Source organism: Streptomyces sp. NPDC097107, from assembly GCF_044762405.1.
GTDB classification, from domain to species: Bacteria; Actinomycetota; Actinomycetes; order Streptomycetales; family Streptomycetaceae; genus Streptomyces; species Streptomyces thinghirensis.
The window spans coordinates 363,876-382,215 of the sequence record NZ_JBIWEF010000002.1; the positions used below are offsets into that span (position 1 = coordinate 363,876).

The window sequence follows — 18,340 nt, forward strand, 5'->3', positions numbered from 1 at the left end:
ACGTACGGTGCGGGCCCGCGGCACGGGCCCGCACGGAATCTACGGCAAAGTCGGCGGAAGCCAGGGCCAGGGCCGGGGCCGGGGCCAAGGTCAGGGTCGGGCCCAGGGGTGGCCCAGAGGCCAGGTCCGGGGCCGGGGGCCTCAGAGGTCGAACTCGTGCGGCGGCAGGTCCAGGGCGTAGCACGCCTCGCGGACGACGGCCCGCTCGTCCTTGTCGAAGTCCCCGTCGGCGCCGCCGATCACGATGCCGATCTGCACCACGGCCCGTGCCTCGGCGGGCTTCTTCTTGGCCTTGGCGATCTCCTGGAGGATGCCGACCTTGCCGAAGGCGAAGTCGGCGGTCAGCTTGTCCAGGTTGGCCTCGAAGCGACGCCGCAGGTCGTCGGCGGGGAAGTTCTGCAGTACCTCGTTGGTCCCGATTAGCTGGGCCACGCGCTGCCGTTCCGACGGATCGACGGTGCCGTCGGCTGCGGCGACCAGCGCGCACATCGCCATGCTCGCGTCGCGGAAGGCGCCGCTCTTGAGGTCGTTCTTCTTCGCCGTGAGCTGCGTCTGCATCTGCGACGCGGACTCCTTGAAGCGGTCCCACAGGGCCATGAGAACTCCGTACGGGTCGGGAGGGGCGAGCTTCTACAATCTTGTAGAAGCTATCAGGCGTCCCCGTCTTCCTCGAAGGCTTCCTCGAAGGCGTTCTCGGAGCCGTCCTCGGACTCGTCCTCGAAGAAGTCCCCCACCTCGTCGACGACCTCGGCCGCCACCGTCCCGCCGGCGACCCCCACCGCGACCCCCACCGCGCCCCCGGCCGCGCCCGCCGCGACGCCGGCGCCGGAACCGGCACCGGAACCGCCGGACAGAGCCCCGGACTCGTGCCCGTACACGGCGTGGGAGCCGTAGGACTCCCGGTGCTCGACCAGCTCCCGGACCCAGCCGTCGACGAGGGCGTTCCAGTCCTGCGGCCCGGCCGGTCCCTCGTGGGGGACGGTGAAGCGGCTGAGGGCGTCATGGCCGTCGGAGAACGGGCCGCCGCGCTTGTCCGCCTCCAGGACCACCTCCAGGGCGCCGGACACGGCCAGGAACGTCAGCTCGATCTCGTTGACCTGGTCGGCGTACCGCGGGGGCGGGGTGAGCTCGATCTCCTGGTAGAAGGGCAGCTGCTGCCCGGTGCCGCCGATACGGCCGAACTCCAGGTCGGCGGAGCGGAAGCCGAAGCCGAGCTGTCCGAGGGCCTCCAGGACGGCCTCCTGGGCGGGCAGGGGTGCCACGGTCAGCGGGTCCAGGTCGCCCTTGTCCCGGGCGCCGGCGACCGCCAGCTCGGTGCGCACGCCGAGCGCGATGTCCAGGGGCTGCCCGTAGAGCTCGGTGGCCGGCGTCTCCCAGGGCAGCGACACCGTGAACGGCACGCTGCGCCGCTTGCCCGCCGCGAGCCGGAAATCCCCGCCGACGGTGTGCCGGGCGAAGACGACGACGCCCTCGCCCTCCCCGTGGTCGCCCTGCGCGGCCTCGACGCGGGCCACCAGTTCCAGCGCGACGTGCTCGACATCGTGGTCGGCGGTGCCGCCGACCAGATCGACCCGGCCCGGCAGTGCGTCCCCCGGCCGGACGGCGCCCGGGTCGAGGACCGTGTCCACCGTGGGACCGCCCACGCCGAGGGAACCGAGCAGCCGCTGGAACACCATCGAGGCGTTCACTCCTTCACGTTCGTTCGCACGTTCGTCCGGGGAACAACCGGAACAGTCCGGCAGTTCTCTACAGGCGAGTAGAAGCATAGGGGTCCGAGGACATGGAGGACTCCCCATGCTTTTGCTCGTCCTTTACCATGAGAGGGAAAAACCCCGGGCGGCCGGCTGGTACCGGCGCCCGCCGACCCCGTTAAGGAGTCCCGTTCCGTAATGGAGCCTCCCAGTACCGGCCGTGCCATGGCCGGCCCGCAGTCCTTCCGGTATGCGCGTGCGCCGTATGTGCGTGTGCCGTATGTGCGTGAGGGAAGCGGGGTGGCACGGTGACCGAGGTCCTGCTGCTCCTGCTGGCCCTCCTTCTCACCCTGGCCTGCGCCCTCTTCGTGGCGGCCGAGTTCTCCCTCACCACCGTCGAGCGCGGTGACCTGGAGCGTGCCGCCGAGTCCGGTGAGCGCGGCGCCGACGGCGCCCTCAAGGCCGTACGGTCCCTGACCCTCCAGCTCTCCGGCGCCCAGCTCGGCATCACCGTGACCTCGCTGGTCATCGGCATGCTGGCCGAGCCGTCCCTCGCGGTGCTGCTGCGCGGCCCGCTGTGGGCGATCGGCCTCGGCGCTGCCGCCTCGACGGTGGCGACCGTGCTCGGCGTGGTCGTCTCCACCGTCGTCCTGATGGTCGTCGGTGAGCTGGTCCCGAAGAACTGGGCGATCTCCCGCCCGCTGGCCGTCGCGAAGGTCGTCGCGGGTCCGCAGCGCGGCTTCACCACCGCGTTCGGTCCCTTCATCAGGCACCTGAACGACACCGCGAACCGCTTCGTACGCCGCTTCGGCCTCGAGCCGGCCGAGGAGCTGGCGTCCGCCCGCAGCGCCGAGGAACTGGTCGCCCTGGCCCAGCACTCGGCCGCCGAGGGCACCCTGGAGGCGGACTCGGCCGAGCTGTTCGTGCGCACCCTGCACCTGAGCGAGCTGACCGCGGAGAACGTCATGACCCCGCGCGTGGACGTCAAGGCCCTGGAGGCCCACGCCACCGCCGCCGACGCCGCGAACCTCTCGCACGCCACCGGCCTGTCCCGCTTCCCGGTCTACCGGGACAGCCTGGACGAGGTCATCGGCACCGTGCACATCCGCGACGTCCTGGCCCTGGAGCCGGAGCGGCGCACCGTCACCCCCGTCACCGAGCTGGCCACCGCGCCGCTCCTGGTGCCGGACAGCCTGCCCGCCGACCGCCTCCTGGAGCGCATGCGCCAGACCCGCACCATGGCCGTCGTCATCGACGAGTACGGCGGTACGGCGGGCGTGGCGACCGTCGAGGACATCGTGGAGGAGGTCGTCGGCGAGGTGCGCGACGAGCACGACCCGGTCGAGATACCGGACCTGCTGCCCGCCCCCGCCGAGACGGACGGCCGCACGGCCTGGGAGGCCGACGGCTCGCTCCGCCTCGACCGGCTCGCGCGCATCGGCCTGACCGCACCGGACGGGCCGTACGAGACCCTGGCCGGTCTGGTCGCCACCCACCTGGCGCGCATCCCCGCCAAGGGTGACGTCATCGACCTGGACGGCTGGCGCCTGGACGTCCTCGACGTCGACCACCACCGCGCCGACCGCCTGCGGGTCACCGCACCCGCGCCGGCCCCGTCGGCCGACCGCCAGCCGGAGGTGGCCCGATGACCGTCGTACAGCTCCTCATCGGCGCCCTCACGCTGCTGACCAACGCGTTCTTCGTCGGCGCCGAGTTCGCCATGATCTCGGTACGCCGCAGCCAGATCGAGCCGCGCGCGAAGACGGGCGACAAGCGCGCCCGGATGACCCTGTGGGGCCTGGAACACATCTCCGCGATGATGGCCACGGCCCAGCTCGGCATCACCGTCTCCTCCCTCGTGCTCGGCGCGGTCGCGGAACCGGCCATCGCGCACCTGATGGAGCCGGTGTTCGAGGCGGTCCACATGCCGCACGCGCTGGTCCACCCGATCGCCTTCGCGATCGCCCTGGCCCTCGCCACCTATCTGCACATGCTGATCGGCGAGATGATCCCGAAGAACATCGCGCTGGCCGCCCCGGCGACCACCGCGCTGGTCCTCGGCCCGCCGCTGGTCGCCCTCACCAAGGCGCTGAAGCCGGTCATCTTCGGTATCAACGCCTTCGCCAACATGCTCCTCAAGCTGCTGCGGGTGGAGCCGAAGGACGAGGTCGAGGCCGTCTTCACCGACGACCAGCTGGCCCGCATGGTCGTCGACGCGAGCGAGGCCGGACTCCTCACCCCGGCCGACGGCGAGCGTCTGCGCGACGCGCTGGAACTGGGCACCCGCCCGGTCGGCGAGATCCTGGTCCCGGCCCAGAAGATGCGCACGGTCGACCACACGATCACCCCGGCCGAGCTGGAGCGCATGGCCGCCGAGGCGGGCTACTCCCGCTTCCCGGTCACCGGCCCCGGCGGCACGGTCCTCGGCTACCTGCACATCAAGGACACCCTGGGCCTCACCGACCGCGACCGTCCCTTCCCGCGCGCTGCCCTGCACCGGGTCACCCGGGTCCGCATCGACACCCCGCTCGACGACACCCTCACCGCCCTGCGCACCGAGGACAGCCACCTGGCCGCCGTCACCGGCGAGACGGGCGCGGTCCTGGGCTTCGTGACGATGGAGGACGTCCTGACGGAACTGGTGGGCCCGACGACACCGGTGGCATGACCCCGGGAACCGGGGAACTACCGCACGACCACGGCCCGTCTCCCACAGCGACACCAACACCGCTGTGGGAGGCGCGCATGGCCATGGTCGGCCTGTTCTGGATCACCGAGGACCACGTGTACGTCGGCGCCGAACCCACCGGTGCGGCGCCCGGCGTCCGGCTGACCAAAGACGGGGTCGAGACCCTGGGGCCGGACCAGGGCGGCCGCTCCTGGTCCTGGGACCTGGTCGGCGGCATCGACGTACAGGACGTGGCCGTGCGCTCCACGGCGCGACGGCTGGCCTCGGTGGCGTTCGACTCGCTGGTCGTCCTGGTCACCGGCGACGGCGAACACCCGCCGGCCTTCACGGTGCGGGTGGAGACCGAGAACGACGGCCCGATCGAGGCGACCGCCCTGGCCGCCGCCCCCGGAGGCATCCACACCCCGGACGAGCACGCCCTCTCCCGCACCCTCCTCACCCGCCTCACCACCGGCGACACGCCCGTGGAGAGCCTCCTCACCTGGCGCCGCGACGAGCCCGCGGACGTCGCCCCGACCAGGGACGAACAACTGGCACTCCTGCGCCACTGGACGGCGGCCCCGGCCTGACCGGTCGGCACCCGGGCCACGCTGTCGTGGCCGCCCCGGCGGGGTGGCGCCGCGGCAGGCGAGGCGGCCGTACGTTGCCGGGTTCGCTCTGGCGCGCCAGGTCCAGGACATCCGCGGGGACGCGATGGTCGGCACGGCCCTCGTCGCTCTGCGGCGAGCGTCACTCCTGGCAGGCCGGCCACCCGTGACAGTCCGGTCGGCCGGTGGCACGAGGGCACTGTCGGCGCCGCCGAGAAGGCACCGCCCCGGAGCGAGCCGCGCGTGGCGGGTGCCGGAATCCGGGCATGCCGACGGCGGCCGGGCGGGCGGGCGGGTCCCGGGCTTCCCGACGGCGGCCGGCTGGGCGGGCGGGTCCTGGGCTTCTCGACGGCGGCCGGCCGGGCGGGGCCCGGAGTACCGTGGAGGGACCGGGAGCCTGCCGTGCACCGGCCCCGACACCGGTGCCGCTCCCGGCGATCGACGACACCGGGCCGGATTCGCCCGAGCCCGGGGCGGGACTCGCCTCATGACCGTGAACGTGCCGGTACGGCCGACGACCACAGAACGTGACGGGCGGCCGGTCGGCCCGGGTCGGCCGGGTCCGCGGAGGCCGAGGGCGGAACGGGGTTCCTCGCCCCTCGCCGGAGAGCGCGTCCGGCCGCTGACGCGGCGCCAGATCGAGGACCGGTTCGGGGAGCTGGGAGATCTGTACGCACAGACCTCGGGCGGCGGCCCACGGGCGTGGAACGTGGCCCGCGGGGCGTTCCTGCGGCAGCTGGCGGCCGACGTGCGGCGGCCGGGGTTCTCGCTGCTGATCGCCGAGAGCACCGTCCTGGCCGGCTGCGCCTACGGCTACCCCGTACCCGGCGGCGCCGCCGGGGGCGTGCGGGGCCTGGACGCGTATCTGCCGAGGAGCGTGCTGCCCGTCGCCGCGTCCGGACGGCTCTTCCTGGTCTCCGGGATCATCGTCCCGGCGCGGGTGCGCAGGCAGAACGCGGACCGTGCCTGGAACCTCGCCCGGCGCCTGCAGAGGCGGCTGCTCACCGAGCACGACGCCGCCCTCGGGGTCACGCTGGTGGACCGGACCGACGTCGCGACCGTCCACGCGCTGCGCTCCTGGGGCTGGCGCTACGCCGAGGGCGACACCCTCCAGGCGTCCCTGCTCGGCTCGTACGGCGTCCTGGTCCTCGAGTCCTGAGCCTCCCGGCCCCGCCCTCCCGCACCCGGCGGATGTGTGTTCGCCGCGGCAGGTATCCGACGAGCGCGACTAGAGTTCAGGTTGCGGGGGAACCGGATTCCCCGCGGCGGGCCGTGTCCCCAGCGGCTCGCAGGAAGGTATGCATGTCCCCGGAGAGCAGGCTGATCGCCGAAGGCCGGCCGCAGGCCGCCGACCGGCTCGACGACGATCAGTACCCGGCGTACACCATGGGCAGGGCGGCCGAGCTGATCGGTGCCACGCCCGGTTTCCTCCGCGCCCTCGGCGAGGCGGGTCTGATCAGCCCGAAGCGTTCGGAAGGCGGGCACCGCCGCTACTCGCGCCAGCAACTGCGCCGCGCCGCCCGCGCCCGCGAGCTGGTCGACCAGGGAACGCCCGTCGAGGCCGCCTGCCGCATCGTCCGCCTGGAGGACGACCTGGAGGCGGCGCTGCACATGAACGAGGAGCTCCGCCGCGAGGCGGCGGGTCCCGGTGGGAACGGAGAACGGCGCGGCGAGTGAAAAACTGACCCCGGTGAAACAGATATTCGTCGAACGCCGGAATCATTATTCTGCGGTAAATGTGGGCGTCATTCCGCGTGATTCATTTCCCGTGTCGCCGATTCATATCGTGCTAGGCTGGACATCAGTTGCAGTTGTGGTTGCCATTTGTGTTACCGGTTTTCCGGGCAGGTGATCATCGCAGCGATGGGAAGGCCCGCACGGTGCGGGCCTCCAGCACTGCCTAGGAGTAAAAGACATGGCTTCCGGTACCGTGAAGTGGTTCAACGCCGAAAAGGGCTTCGGTTTCATCGCGCAGGACGGCGGCGGCGCCGACGTCTTCGCCCACTACTCGAACATCGCCACCCAGGGCTTCCGTGAGCTCCAGGAGGGCCAGCGGGTCAACTTCGACGTCACGCAGGGCCAGAAGGGCCCGCAGGCGGAGAACATCGTTCCCGAGTAATCGCGCGCGAACCGCTGCATGAGGGCCCGCACCGCAAGGTGCGGGCCCTCATGCGTGTGCCCGGCGGTCCGTTCGCTCACCAGCCGGTCGCCAGCAGGTGGTTGATGAGCAGGGCCAGTGCGGCCTGCGCCGCCAGCCACCCGCGCGGGCGGCCGAGGAACGCACAGGCCGGGAGCAGCCACAGGGCGAAGGGGAGCCAGATGCGTTCCGTCTCCGCCTTGCTCATGCCGGACAGGTCGGCCACCAGCAGGGCGAGCAGCCCGGCGGCCACCAGAAACGCCAGGCGACCGTCCTCGGCGCTCACGGCGTCGTCGCGCCGCCGCCGGACCAGCACACCCGCGGTCCGCCGTAGCCCCGCGACCGTCGCCAGGCCGACGATGAGCACGGTGCAGGCGAGATTCGCCCACACCCAGTAGCCGTAGGGGCGGACGCCGGCCGCGCCCTGGTAGTACCGCTCGACCAGCAGGTGGTACGCCTCCCACCAGTCGAACCCGGCCGCGGTGAACGCCACCGGCACCACCGCCATCCCCGCCAGCAGCGGCGCGAACAGCACGGGCCGCTCCCGCACCCCGCGCCGCCCGAGCCACAGCACCGCCGCCCCGATCACCGCGAACAGCGTCAGACCGTACGAGAGATACAGGGTCAGGCCGAACAGCAGCCCCGACCCCGCCGCCCACCACAGCGAGCGCCCGGTGACCGCGAGGGCCAGCAGCGCCACCGCCCACGCGGCGACCGCCGCGAAGTAGCCGTCGGCCGACGTGCCCATCCACACCGCGGCCGGCGCCAGGACCAGGAAGGGCGCCGCCCGCCGGGCGAGCCGCTCGCCGGCCAGCACCCGCACCGCCACCAGCACCGCCACGCACGCCGTCGCGCCCACCGTGATGCACCAGACCCCGGCCCAGCCCCCGCCGCCCAGCCCGATCCGGTCGAGCAGCACGAAGGTGAGCGTGGCCCCCGGCGGGTGACCGGCGACATGGGCGGGCCAGTTGTCGGGGGAGTGCAGAAGGATGTGCCCGTTGAAATCGCGCAGGGTCGCCGGTACGTCGCGCCAGCGGTCGATGACCGAGAGGTACTCCTGCCGGGTGGTGAGCCGGCCGGCGATGCCCCGGCGCCAGCCGTCGATCAGGGCCAGCGACCAGGTCCAGGCCATCGCCGCGACCCAGGCCGCGGGGAGCAGCGCGCGCCACGGCAGACGGGCGGCGACGGCCGGTCCGTACGCCGCGGTCGCCACGGCCACCAGGACGGCCGCCGGGGTGCCGGGGCCCAGGTGCGGATCCCAGCGGCCGAGCAGCGGTGGCCAGCCGACGATCAGGGTGTCGTAGGTGTACACGTTGCGGCCGACCAGGACGGCGGCCGCGACGAGCAGCACGGCGGCCGCGACGGCGTAGAGGTCGCGAGGAAGGGAGCGCGGGCGGGTCACATCGGCACCGTAGGCCGGGAGATCGCCGACGGGATGCTGCACGCGGCGGACGTCAGCGTTTCGTCATGGGTCGGGGACCGTCCGCGGGGCCGGTCCCGGCCTACCGTCGGAACATGCGCGACCTCGCCTCACGGCTTCCGTCCTCGCCGGGTTTCTGGCGCAGCCCTCTGCGCGGCCCCCGGTTCACGGCGGTGCTCGGCCTCGTCCTGCTCGTCGGCATCACCGTGCTGTTCGTGACGGGCCTGCTCTCGTACGCCGCGTACAACCCCGATCTGGACCCGGTCAACGACAAGACCCCGGACAAGGGGCTCCTCGGCTTCTACCTCTTCGCGTGGCCGACCGACCCGCACTGGCTGTACCGCCTCACCCAGGGCGTCCACGTCACCCTCGGCCTCACCCTGATCCCGGTGCTGCTGGCCAAGCTGTGGTCGGTCGTGCCGAGGCTCTTCACGCTGCCGCCGGCCCGCTCGCTCGCCCACGCGCTGGAGCGGGTCTCGCTGCTGCTGCTGGTCGGGGGCGCGCTGTTCACGTTCCTGACGGGCGTGCTCAACATCCAGCTGGACTACGTCTTCCCCGGCTCCTTCTACCCGCTGCACTTCTACGGGGCCTGGGTCTTCTTCGCCGCGTTCGTCGCGCACGCCGCGCTCAAGGTGCCGGTGGCGCTGCGCAACCTCCGGGCGATGCGCGAGGAGCGCGACGACCTGGTCTCCCCGCGGCCCGGCCCGCCCACCGTCTCGCGGCGCGGGGCGCTGTGGCTGGTGGGCGGCGGCGCGCTGCTGATGTTCGGCACGAACGCCGGCCGCAGCTTCGACGGGGCGCTGCGGGAGACGGCCGTGCTCTCGCCGCACGGCGGGCCCGAACCGGGGAACGGCCCGGGCGGCTTCCAGGTCAACAAGACGGCCGCCTACGCGGGCATCGACCCGGCCGAGACGAGCGAGGACGCCTGGCGGCTCGTCGTCACGGGACGCACGGGGACCGTCCGGCTCGGCCGGGCCGAACTGCGGCGCCTGGAGCAGTACAGCGCGGCGCTGCCCATCGCCTGCGTCGAGGGCTGGTCGACGTCCGACCAGTGGTGGCGCGGGGTGCGGCTGCGCGACCTCGCCGCGCTCGTGGGCTTCGAGGACGACCCGCCGGACGTGTTCGTCGAGTCCCTCCAGCGCCGGGGCGCCTTCCGCAGCGGGGCGCTGCGCGCCAACCAGGTGGCCGACCCGCGCTCCCTGCTCGCCCTGGACGTCAACGGCGAGGCGCTGAGCCCGGACCACGGATATCCGGCGCGGATCATCGTGCCCGCCGCGCCGGGCGTGCTGAACACCAAGTGGGTGGCCCGCCTGACGTTCGGAGACCTGTGATGAACCCCGTGCGCGGGCTGCCGCGCCCCGTGATCGGCAGCCCCTTCCAGATCGTCCTGCTCGCCTGCTCCTTCGCGCTCGCCGGCTACGCGGGTGTGCGGCTGCTCGCCGGCGACTGGCTGGGCGTGCTGCTGTGGTTCGTGGGGGCGGCGCTGCTGCACGACCTGGTGCTGCTGCCCCTGTACGCGGTGGCCGACCGGGCGGTCCTGCGAGGGCTGGGGGCGGCCGGACGCCGTGAGTGGGCGCTGTACGTGCGGGTCCCGGCCGCCTTCTCCGGGCTGCTCCTGCTGGTCTGGTTCCCGTTGATCAGCGGCCGGGTGGACGCGCGCTACCGGTCGGTCGCCGCACTGTCGGCGGACGGCTTCCTCGCCCGCTGGCTGCTGATCACGGCCGCGCTGTTCGGCGGCTCGGCGCTGTTGCTGGCGGTGCGGTCGCTGAGGTCGCAGCGGTCGCCGCGCAGTGCGACGAAGCGGCGTCCCCCCGACGTCCACTGAGCGACGGTCCGCAGACCGGCGGCACCCGCGTGGCGCAGCAGGGCGGGGGTGCCGATCCGCGCCCAGGGGAAGGGGCTGCCGACGGCCTGGGCGTCGGTGACGTCGACGACCTGCACGTGGGTGCGTTCGTCGACGTCCACCGGAGCCGTCTCGGCGATCAGCAGGCCGCCGGGCGCGAGCAGGGCGGCGACGCGGACGAGCAGGGCGCGGGGGTCGCCGCCGATGCCGACGTTGCCGTCCATGAGGAGGACGGTGCCCCACCGGCCCTCGCCCGGCAGGGGCTCGAAGACCGAGCGCCGCAGCGACTGGCCCCCGAGCCGCAGGGTGCGGGCGACGGCGGCGTCGCTGACGTCGATGCCGAGGACGGCCCGGCCCCGGGCGGCGAGTTCCGCCACCAGCCGGCCGGGTCCGCAGCCCACGTCGAGTACGGCGCCCTCGCACCGGTCCAGCACCTCCAGGTCGACCGCGTCGGCCCGGGCACACCAGCGCTCGACCTCCAGCGGCAGCAGCCAGCCGTCCACCCGGCGCAGGAACAGCGGACCGCGGCCGGCGCGCAGGGCGGCGGAGTAGGGGTCGGAGGCGGCCCAGGGGCCGGGAGCGGCGCCTCGCGGGGCTGATACGCCGACACGGCCGGGGGCGCCGCCCGGCCGGCCGCTCGCCTGCCCGCCCGTGGCTCTGCTCATCGGCCCGCCCGTGGCCCTGCTCATCGGCCCGCCCGTCGGCCCGCGACCTCGGTGCACGCGGCCAGCCGGGCGGCGAACCGGCCGTGCGGGGCCAGTGCGGCGACGGCCGACGCGTCGGCGGCGGTGTCGACGTCGCGCAGGCGCGGCAGGTCGCGCACCCGCAGCCCCGCCGCGAGGAGCCGCGCCCGCTGCACGGCCCCCGTCAGCGGCGTCGACATGGGTACGCCCCGCAGCAGCGCGGGATCGGGGCGGGCCATGCCCAGAGCCCAGAAACCGCCGTCCTCGGCCGGACCGACGTACGCGTCGCAGCCGGTGAAGTCCACGGTGAGCAGCTCCGGCGTCACCTGCGGGGTGTCCATCCCGATCAGCAGGGCGGGCCCGGCGCAGCCGGCGAAGGCGTCCGCGAGCCGTTCGTCGAGGCCGCCCGCGCACTGCGGTACGACGTCGATGCCGGGCGGCAGCCAGGGGCCGGGGGTGCCGTCGAGCACCAGCACCCGGCGCCGTGCGGGCGCCGCGGCCACGGCGCGCAGGGTGTCGGCGAGGGCCGCCTCGGCGAGCGCGGCCGCCTGGACCGGCGTGAAGGGCGGGGTGAGCCGGGTCTTGACCCGGCCGGGACGGGGTTCCTTGGCGATGACGAGAAGGGTGGTCACGTGCCGCTCACCTCGGACTCTCTGCGCGGGCCGGACCGTGGGCGGGCGCCTCGGCCAGAACGCGGCGCATGTCCCGTACCGCGTGCCACGTGCCGCGCCAGGTCCCCGTCACCTTCGAGGCGCCGGTGCGGGGCAGGTAGGGGACGTCGTGCTCGGTGATCCGCCAGCCCGCGTCGGCGGCGCGCACCACCATCTGGAGCGGGTACCCGCTGCGCCGGTCGGTGAGACCGAGGGCGAGCAGCGGCTGGCGGCGGGCGGCGCGCAGCGGGCCGAGGTCGTGCAGGCCCAGGCCGGTGCGGCGGCGCAGCATCCGGGCGAGCGCGAGGTTGCCGGCGCGGGCGTGCGCGGGCCACGCGCCCCGGCCCTGCGGGCGCCGGCGGCCGAGCACCAGGTCGGCGGTGCCGGCGCGGATCTCGCGCACGAAGGGCGCCAGCAGGGCCGGGTCGAGGGAGGCGTCGCAGTCGCAGAAGCAGACGATGTCGGCGGTGGCGGCGGTCAGCCCGGCGTGGCAGGCGGCGCCGAAACCGCGGCGCGGCTCGGTCACGACCGTGGCGCCGTGCGCGCGGGCGATGTCCGCCGAGCCGTCGGTGGAGCCGTTGTCGACGACGAGCGCGCGCCAGCCGGCCGGGACGCGGGCCAGGACCCAGGGGAGGGCCCCGGCCTCGTTCAGGCACGGCAGTACGAGGTCGACGTCCGGAGCGGGCGAGGTGGTCACGGTTTCACCCTACGAACCCGAAACGGGCGAATCGGACTCCCGCTCCTTACGAAACGCGGACGTCGGGGGTCCGGCGACCCCGGGTGACGCCGCCGACGCGGGCACGGTGCGAGGCTGGGCACATGCAGCAGCAGCCGTACGAGTCCGCGCCCTGGGACGGGTCACCGGCCGGGTCTTCGGACGTGCCCCGGGCCGGGTCTACATGCGGGCCCAGGGCCGGGGCGCCGGCGGGGTATCCGGATGCGACCCGGGACGAGTTCGCGGACGAGTTCCCGGCCGCGTCTCCGGGCGTGCCCCGGGCCGGGGCACCGGCCGCGTCTTCGGACGCGCCGGGGGAAGCGGTCCCGAGCGGATCCCCGGGCACGCTCCCCAATGGGTCTTCGGGCGTGCCCCGGACCGGGCCCCCGGGCATTCCCCGAAGCGGTTCCCCGACCGGTTCCCCACCCACCACCGCCCGGGTCCTGGTCGTCGATGACGATCCCACCGTCGCGGAGGTCGTCGCCGGTTATCTGGACCGTGCCGGTTACGTCGTCGACCGGGCCGACGACGGGCCGACCGCGCTCGCCCGGGCCGCCGCGCACCGGCCGGACCTGGTGGTGCTGGACCTGATGCTGCCCGGCATGGACGGCCTGGAGGTGTGCCGGCGGATGCGCGGCCAGGGGCCCGTGCCGGTCATCATGCTGACCGCCCGCGGCGACGAGGACGACCGCATCCTGGGCCTGGAGGTCGGCGCCGACGACTACGTGACCAAGCCGTTCAGCCCGCGGGAGCTGGTGCTGCGGGTGGAGTCCGTACTGCGCCGCACCCGGCCCGCGGCGGTGGAGCGGCCCCTGGGCGCGGCCGGCCTGGCCGTCGACCCGGTCGCCCGGCGGGTCACCAAGAACGGCTGCGAACTCGCCCTCACGCTGCGCGAGTTCGACCTGCTAGCCTTCCTCCTGCGGCACCCGGGACGGGCGTTCGCCCGGGAGGAACTGATGCAGCGGGTGTGGGGCTGGGACTTCGGCGACCTGTCCACCGTCACCGTCCACGTCCGGCGGCTGCGCGGAAAGGTCGAGGACGACCCGGCCCGGCCCCGGTTGATCCAGACCGTGTGGGGCGTGGGCTACCGCTTCGACCCGGCCGGGCGGGAGGCGGACTGACCGTGTCCGACACCCTTCTCATCGCCCTCTACGCCGGCGCCGGCGCCGCCGCCGCCGGCCTGGTGGGGGCCGGCGTACTGCGGCTGATCCGGCGGCGCTCACTGACCGCGTCGCTCGCGGTGGTGGCCGCGGTCGCCGTCCTCGCGATGCTCGCGGGCACCCTCGCGGTCGCCTGGGCGATGTTCCTGTCCCCGCACGACCTGTCCGTCGTCACGACCGTCGTGGCGATGGCGGCCGTCGTCTCCCTGGCCACCGCGCTGCTGCTGGGCCGCTGGGTCGTCGCCCGCAGCCGTGAACTGACCGTCGCCGCCCGCTCGTTCGGCGACGACGGCGGCTACGCGGCCCCCGCGGCCGGCGCGACCGCCGAACTGGACGCGCTCAGCCGTGAACTGGCGGCCACCAGCGCCCGGCTCACGGAATCCCGGCAGCGGGAACGCGCCCTGGAGACCTCCCGGCGCGAACTGGTCGCCTGGATCTCGCACGACCTGCGTACCCCGCTGGCCGGCCTGCGCGCCATGTCCGAGGCCCTGGAGGACGGCGTCGCCGCCGACCCCGACCGCTACCTCCGCCAGATCCGCACCGAGGTGGAACGCCTCAACGGCATGGTCGGCGACCTCTTCGAGCTGTCCCGCATCCACGCCGGCACGCTCCCCCTCGCCCCGGCCCGGATCTCCCTCTACGACCTGGTCGGCGACGCCCTCGCGGGCGCGGACCCGCTCGCGCGGGAGCACGGCGTACGGCTGGTCGGCGACGCCGTGGCGGCCGTACCGGTCGAGGTGGACGGCAAGGAGATGAGCCGGGTCCTGGGCAACCTGCTGGTCAACGCGATCCGCCGCACCCCCGCCGACGGCACGGTCGCGGTCGCCGCCGAACGCTCGCTCGACGGCGTGGTGGTCTCCGTGACCGACGGCTGCGGCGGCATCCCGGAGGAGGACCTGCCGCGCGTCTTCGACACCGGCTGGCGCGGCACCCACGCCCGTACCCCGCCCGCCGGCGCGGGCCTCGGCCTCGCCATCGTCCGGGGCATCGTGGAGGCCCACCGCGGCCGGGCCACCGTACGCAACATCCCGGGCGGCTGCCGCTTCGAGGTGACCCTGCCGGCACCGGAGGGGTGAACCGGCCGGGCCCGCACGGCACGGACCGCGGGCCGCGTACCGTGCTCACTCCCCGCGCAGCCCCGCCCGCGCGAACTCCCGCATCCCCTCCGCGAAACCGACCCGTGGCCGCCACCCCAGTTCGGCCCGCAGCCGCGAGGAGTCGGCGGTGATGTGGCGGACGTCGCCGAGGCGGTACTCGCCGGTGACGACGGGCTCGGGCCCGCCGTACGCGGCGGCCAGCGAGGCCGCCATCCCGCCCACCGTGTGCGGTTCGCCGCTGCCGGTGTTGTACGCCGTGAGCGTCCCGCCCGGCGGCTCGGCCTCCAGCGCGGCGAGGTTCGCCGCGGCCACGTCCCGTACGTGCACGAAGTCCCGGAGCTGGCGGCCGTCCTCGAAGACCCGCGGCGCCTCGCCGCGGGCGAGCGCGGAACGGAAGAAGGAGGCGACACCGGCATACGGGGTGTCGCGCGGCATCCGGGGCCCGTACACGTTGTGGTAGCGCAGGGACACGGCCGTCGCGCCGGTCGTCCGGGCCCAGGCGGCGGCCAGGTGCTCCTGGGCCAGCTTGGTGGTGGCGTACACGTTGCGCGGGTCGGCCGGGGCGTCCTCGCCGACCAGCCCGGGGGACAGATCCGTGCCGCACACCGGGCACGCGGGCTCGAACCGGCCCGCGTCCAGGTCGGCGGCGGCGCGCGGCCCGGGCCGTACGACTCCGTGCCGGCGGCACGTGTACCGGCCCTCCCCGTACACGACCATCGACCCGGCGAGCACGAGCCGCCGCACGCCCGCGTCCGCCATGGCGGTGAGCAGGACGGCGGTGCCGAGGTCGTTGCGCGAGACGTACTCCGCCGCGTCGGCGAACCCGTTGCCGAGCCCGACCATCGCGGCCTGGTGGCACACGGCGTCGGCCCCGGCCAGCGCCCGGGCGACGGCCGCCGGGTCGCGCACGTCCGCGCCGGGGTCCTCGCGGACGTCGTAGCCGACGCCTTCGTGCCCGTGCGCCCGCAGCGCCTCCACGACATGGGACCCGATGAACCCGGCACCGCCGGTGACCAGTACGCGCATACGGCCACGGTAGGACGGCGGAGGCGGCGGGCCGGGCGCCCCGCCCGGCACGTCATGAGTCCGTAAGGAGCGGGCCGGGCGCGGCACGACGGCGGCTTTGCCATCCCTTTACAACCCGTCCCGGCGCTGCCTCGTCTCTCCGTCCGATCCACGTCCACACCCCGCGCGGCACACGCGCCGACCGACGAGAGAGAGCGACCCGATGCGCCGAACCATCCTCAGCGCCGTGGCCCTGGCGTGCACCGCCGTACTGGCGGCCACCGCACCCGCGTTCGCCGACGACCCGACCCCGGTCCCCTCCGCCCCGCCGGCCGAGGCCACCCCGAGCCCCGGCACCGAGCCGAGCGAGGTGCCGTCGCCCTCCGTCAGCTCACCGGCCCCGGCGGCCGAGCCGTCCCGGGCACCGGCCGACGGCCAGGTCTCCACCGTGCCCGAGGGTGCACCCGACACCGGGGTCGCGGCGCCGGCGTCCTCGGGCACCGACGAAGGGCTCATCGGCGCGGGCGCCGGTGGCGTGCTCGTCGCGGGCGGCGCGGTCCTCTTCGTCGTACGCCGCCGGCGGGCGGCGACCGGGGCATGACCCCGCTCTCCGGGCGCGCCCTCGCCACCACCGCGCTGGCCGCGCTCCTCGTGGGCTGCGGCGGCCAGGGGGACGACGCGGGCCGGACCGGACGTCCCACGGCCGCGGCACCGCCGTCGCACGCCTCCGCGAAGTCGGTGCCGCCCCTGGAGCGTTCGGTGCCGGTCGGCCTGCGCATCCCGGCCATCGGCGTCGACACCCCGGTGATGCGGCTGGGGCTGGCGGCGGACGGCACGGTGGAGGTTCCGCCCGTCACGGACGACGACCGCGCCGGCTGGTACCGGCACTCGCCGACCCCGGGCCAGGTCGGGCCGTCGGTCGTCCTCGGCCACGTCACGGTCGGCACCCACGGGGACGGGGTCTTCCGGCACCTCGCGCGGCTGCACCGGGGCGACCGGATCGAGGCGCGCCTGGAGAACGGCACGGCGGCGGAGTTCAGGGTCACCGCCGTACGGACGGTGGCGAAGGCCGACTTCCCGGCCGACGACGTCTACGGGGACGTGGACCGCCCGGAGTTGCGGCTCATCACCTGCGGCGGCCCGCGGGTCGGCGAGGAGTACCGGGACAACGTGATCGCCTTCGCGGAGCTCGACTCGACGAGCCCCGCGCCCGGCTGACCGGACCGACCGACCGCGCGTACCGCATACCCTCACGACCATGGAGAGCGTTGAAACGGTCCCGTGACACGGCGGCGTCCGAGCTGTTCGCCGCCCTGTATCCGCGCCTCGCCGGCTGGTGCCGCCGGCTCGTCGACGACGACGAGACGGCCCACGAGATCGCCTCGGAGGCGTTCACCCGGCTCTGGGCCCGCTGGACGTCCGTGGAGGAGCCCCGCGGCTTCCTCTACGTCACCGCCGCCAACCTCGTCCGCGACCACTGGCGCAAGCTGGAGCGCGAACGCCGGGCGGTACGCCGGGTCACCGCGGAGGTCGCCGTGCGCCCGCACCCCGAGCAGGCCGACCCCTCGGTGCGCCTGCTCGTGCAGTCCCTGCCGGAGCGATTGCGCGTGCCGATCCTTCTCCACTACTACGCTGACATGCCGATCCGGGAGGTGTCCGTGCTGACCGGGCGCAAGGAAGGAACCGTCAAGGCCGACCTCCACGCGGCCCGCGAACTGCTCCGCGTCCATCTGAGGAGAAGCCTTGACCACACGCCTTGAGGACGGCCAGGACGATCCGGGGTTCGAGCGGGACGACGATCCGCTGCTCGTCGTGCTGCGTCCGGGCGGCGACTTTCTGGGCCCGCCCCCCGGGCGTTACGAGGCGGTCCGCCGGGCGGCGTCGCGCCGGCGCCTGTTCCGAGCAGTGGCCGGGGCCGCCGCGACCGCTGCCGCCGCCGCCGTGATCGCGCTGCCGTTGCACTGGGCGGCCCCCGCGTCGCCCCCGCGTCCGACGGCCCCACTGGCCCCGGCTCCCGCCGGTCCGACGCCGACGCCGACGACCTCACCGAGCCCGGCCCCGCCCCGCGATTCCTCGCGTGAGCCGTCCCCCGAGCCGTCCGAGCCCTCCGCGGGCGCGGCGTCGCGCTCGTCGCCGGACTCGGCGTCGCACGCCCCGCCGGGTTCCGAGCCGTCGGCCGTGCCGAGCACGCCGCCCGCCGCCGGCCGGGCGCCGTCGAGCGCACCCGGAGCCGAGCCGTCGGTGGGGCCGAGTACCGTGCCCACGCCCTCGGAGCGCGCGGGCGGGGCTGCCACGACCGGACGATGATCCATCACGTGGTGCCGCTCGCCGGACGGAACGCCGGTCCCGGCCGTCGGTGCGCGCCCGCCTCCCTCGCGGAGGACGGGTTCGTCGACTGCCCGCCCGGCGAGGAGACCACGCTCACCGTCGTCAACGCCTTCCACCGCGTCGCGCCCCGGCCTCCGCCGGCGCTGCTCCTCGACGAGGACCGGCTCCCCTGGGTGCGTGTGGCAGGCCGCCGTACCCGTGCCGCCGCCCGGGGGCGCCGAGGGCACGCTGGTCCCGCACGTACTCGGCCCCCTCGACCGCGCGGCCGTCCAGTGCGTGCTGGAGGTCCGGTGGGACGACGGGGGCCGGGCTACGGGACGGTCCTGACGTGGGAG

General features: G+C 74.7%; 20 protein-coding genes and 1 pseudogene. 13 read left to right on the top strand and 8 right to left on the bottom strand.

What is annotated here, in order from left to right; all coding sequences use genetic code 11:
- Positions 1-141 precede the first annotated feature (141 nt).
- Together ACIQ1J_RS05335 and ACIQ1J_RS05340 are read right to left on the bottom strand one after the other, a co-directional pair.
- The gene (locus ACIQ1J_RS05335; protein ID WP_403554272.1) at positions 142-597 is read right to left on the bottom strand and encodes a tellurite resistance TerB family protein; all 456 of its coding nucleotides are present in this window, start codon (positions 595-597) and stop codon (positions 142-144) included.
- A gap of 53 nt (positions 598-650) precedes the next feature.
- Positions 651-1,676 (bottom strand): sporulation protein, encoded by a 1,026-nt coding sequence (locus ACIQ1J_RS05340; RefSeq protein ID WP_403554274.1) that lies wholly within the window; start codon positions 1,674-1,676, stop codon positions 651-653.
- 323 nt (positions 1,677-1,999) lie between these two features.
- Between ACIQ1J_RS05340 and ACIQ1J_RS05345 the strand changes: the two genes are divergently transcribed.
- The 6 genes from ACIQ1J_RS05345 to ACIQ1J_RS05370 all read left to right on the top strand — a co-directional run bounded on the left by ACIQ1J_RS05345 (position 2,000) and on the right by ACIQ1J_RS05370 (position 7,086).
- Positions 2,000-3,340: a hemolysin family protein gene (locus ACIQ1J_RS05345; RefSeq protein WP_403554276.1), complete on the top strand. Its 1,341-nt coding sequence runs from the start codon at positions 2,000-2,002 to the stop codon at positions 3,338-3,340.
- Positions 3,337-4,359 (top strand): hemolysin family protein, encoded by a 1,023-nt coding sequence (locus ACIQ1J_RS05350; protein ID WP_403554278.1) that lies wholly within the window; start codon positions 3,337-3,339, stop codon positions 4,357-4,359. The genes ACIQ1J_RS05345 and ACIQ1J_RS05350 overlap by 4 nt, the downstream gene beginning before the upstream one ends.
- Positions 4,360-4,436: 77 nt before the next feature.
- On the top strand, positions 4,437-4,949 hold the full coding sequence (locus ACIQ1J_RS05355; RefSeq protein ID WP_403554280.1) for a hypothetical protein: 513 nt from the start codon (positions 4,437-4,439) through the stop codon (positions 4,947-4,949).
- Between the two features lie 505 nt (positions 4,950-5,454).
- Positions 5,455-6,126, top strand: a complete 672-nt coding sequence (locus ACIQ1J_RS05360) for a hypothetical protein (RefSeq protein WP_210964253.1) — start codon at positions 5,455-5,457, stop codon at positions 6,124-6,126.
- Positions 6,127-6,269: 143 nt separating this feature from the next.
- Positions 6,270-6,644, top strand: coding sequence for a MerR family transcriptional regulator (locus ACIQ1J_RS05365; RefSeq protein ID WP_210964254.1), 375 nt, complete (start codon positions 6,270-6,272; stop codon positions 6,642-6,644).
- Positions 6,645-6,882: 238 nt separating this feature from the next.
- Positions 6,883-7,086 carry a cold-shock protein gene (locus ACIQ1J_RS05370; RefSeq protein WP_121748131.1) on the top strand — a complete coding sequence of 68 codons (204 nt, stop codon included), beginning with the start codon at positions 6,883-6,885 and terminating at the stop codon, positions 7,084-7,086.
- A gap of 76 nt (positions 7,087-7,162) precedes the next feature.
- Here the strand turns inward: ACIQ1J_RS05370 and ACIQ1J_RS05375 are convergent, their stop codons facing one another.
- Complete coding sequence (locus tag ACIQ1J_RS05375) at positions 7,163-8,506, bottom strand: hypothetical protein (protein WP_403554283.1); 1,344 nt, start codon at positions 8,504-8,506, stop codon at positions 7,163-7,165.
- 113 nt (positions 8,507-8,619) lie between these two features.
- Between ACIQ1J_RS05375 and ACIQ1J_RS05380 the strand changes: the two genes are divergently transcribed.
- On the top strand, positions 8,620-9,855 hold the full coding sequence (locus tag ACIQ1J_RS05380) for a molybdopterin-dependent oxidoreductase (protein WP_403554285.1): 1,236 nt from the start codon (positions 8,620-8,622) through the stop codon (positions 9,853-9,855).
- 328 nt (positions 9,856-10,183) lie between these two features.
- Here the strand turns inward: ACIQ1J_RS05380 and ACIQ1J_RS05385 are convergent, their stop codons facing one another.
- The 3 genes from ACIQ1J_RS05385 to ACIQ1J_RS05395 are packed head-to-tail and all read right to left on the bottom strand — an operon-like array spanning position 10,184 to position 12,397.
- A complete protein-coding gene (locus tag ACIQ1J_RS05385; protein WP_403554287.1) occupies positions 10,184-11,032 on the bottom strand; it encodes a class I SAM-dependent methyltransferase in 849 nt (282 codons plus the stop codon).
- Between the two features lie 20 nt (positions 11,033-11,052).
- Positions 11,053-11,682 carry a DUF2064 domain-containing protein gene (locus ACIQ1J_RS05390; RefSeq protein WP_403554289.1) on the bottom strand — a complete coding sequence of 210 codons (630 nt, stop codon included), beginning with the start codon at positions 11,680-11,682 and terminating at the stop codon, positions 11,053-11,055.
- Positions 11,683-11,689: 7 nt separating this feature from the next.
- Entirely contained in the window at positions 11,690-12,397 is a 708-nt protein-coding gene (locus tag ACIQ1J_RS05395; RefSeq protein ID WP_403554291.1) for a glycosyltransferase family 2 protein, read from the bottom strand.
- A gap of 410 nt (positions 12,398-12,807) precedes the next feature.
- Here ACIQ1J_RS05395 and ACIQ1J_RS05400 point away from each other — a divergent pair, with 410 nt between their 5' ends.
- A complete protein-coding gene (locus ACIQ1J_RS05400; protein WP_403554810.1) occupies positions 12,808-13,536 on the top strand; it encodes a response regulator transcription factor in 729 nt (242 codons plus the stop codon).
- Between the two features lie 2 nt (positions 13,537-13,538).
- Positions 13,539-14,651 (top strand): sensor histidine kinase, encoded by a 1,113-nt coding sequence (locus tag ACIQ1J_RS05405; RefSeq protein WP_403554293.1) that lies wholly within the window; start codon positions 13,539-13,541, stop codon positions 14,649-14,651.
- Positions 14,652-14,696: 45 nt separating this feature from the next.
- Here the strand turns inward: ACIQ1J_RS05405 and ACIQ1J_RS05410 are convergent, their stop codons facing one another.
- Positions 14,697-15,698, bottom strand: coding sequence for an NAD-dependent epimerase/dehydratase family protein (locus ACIQ1J_RS05410; protein ID WP_403554295.1), 1,002 nt, complete (start codon positions 15,696-15,698; stop codon positions 14,697-14,699).
- A gap of 202 nt (positions 15,699-15,900) precedes the next feature.
- On the opposite strand from ACIQ1J_RS05410, the gene ACIQ1J_RS05415 reads away from it, so the two are divergent.
- The 3 genes from ACIQ1J_RS05415 to ACIQ1J_RS05425 are packed head-to-tail and all read left to right on the top strand — an operon-like array spanning position 15,901 to position 17,437.
- Positions 15,901-16,278 (top strand): Tat pathway signal sequence domain protein, encoded by a 378-nt coding sequence (locus tag ACIQ1J_RS05415; RefSeq protein WP_210964262.1) that lies wholly within the window; start codon positions 15,901-15,903, stop codon positions 16,276-16,278.
- Positions 16,275-16,895: a class F sortase gene (locus ACIQ1J_RS05420; RefSeq protein ID WP_403554297.1), complete on the top strand. Its 621-nt coding sequence runs from the start codon at positions 16,275-16,277 to the stop codon at positions 16,893-16,895. Before ACIQ1J_RS05415 ends, ACIQ1J_RS05420 begins: the two co-directional genes overlap by 4 nt.
- 50 nt (positions 16,896-16,945) lie before the next feature.
- Positions 16,946-17,437, top strand: coding sequence for an RNA polymerase sigma factor (locus tag ACIQ1J_RS05425; protein ID WP_403554299.1), 492 nt, complete (start codon positions 16,946-16,948; stop codon positions 17,435-17,437).
- Positions 17,438-17,533: 96 nt separating this feature from the next.
- Here the strand turns inward: ACIQ1J_RS05425 and ACIQ1J_RS05430 are convergent, their stop codons facing one another.
- A complete protein-coding gene (locus ACIQ1J_RS05430) occupies positions 17,534-17,971 on the bottom strand; it encodes a hypothetical protein (RefSeq protein WP_403554301.1) in 438 nt (145 codons plus the stop codon).
- 9 nt (positions 17,972-17,980) lie between these two features.
- On the opposite strand from ACIQ1J_RS05430, the pseudogene ACIQ1J_RS05435 reads away from it, so the two are divergent.
- Positions 17,981-18,332, top strand: a pseudogene (locus tag ACIQ1J_RS05435) (DUF952 domain-containing protein).
- Positions 18,333-18,340 lie beyond the last annotated feature (8 nt).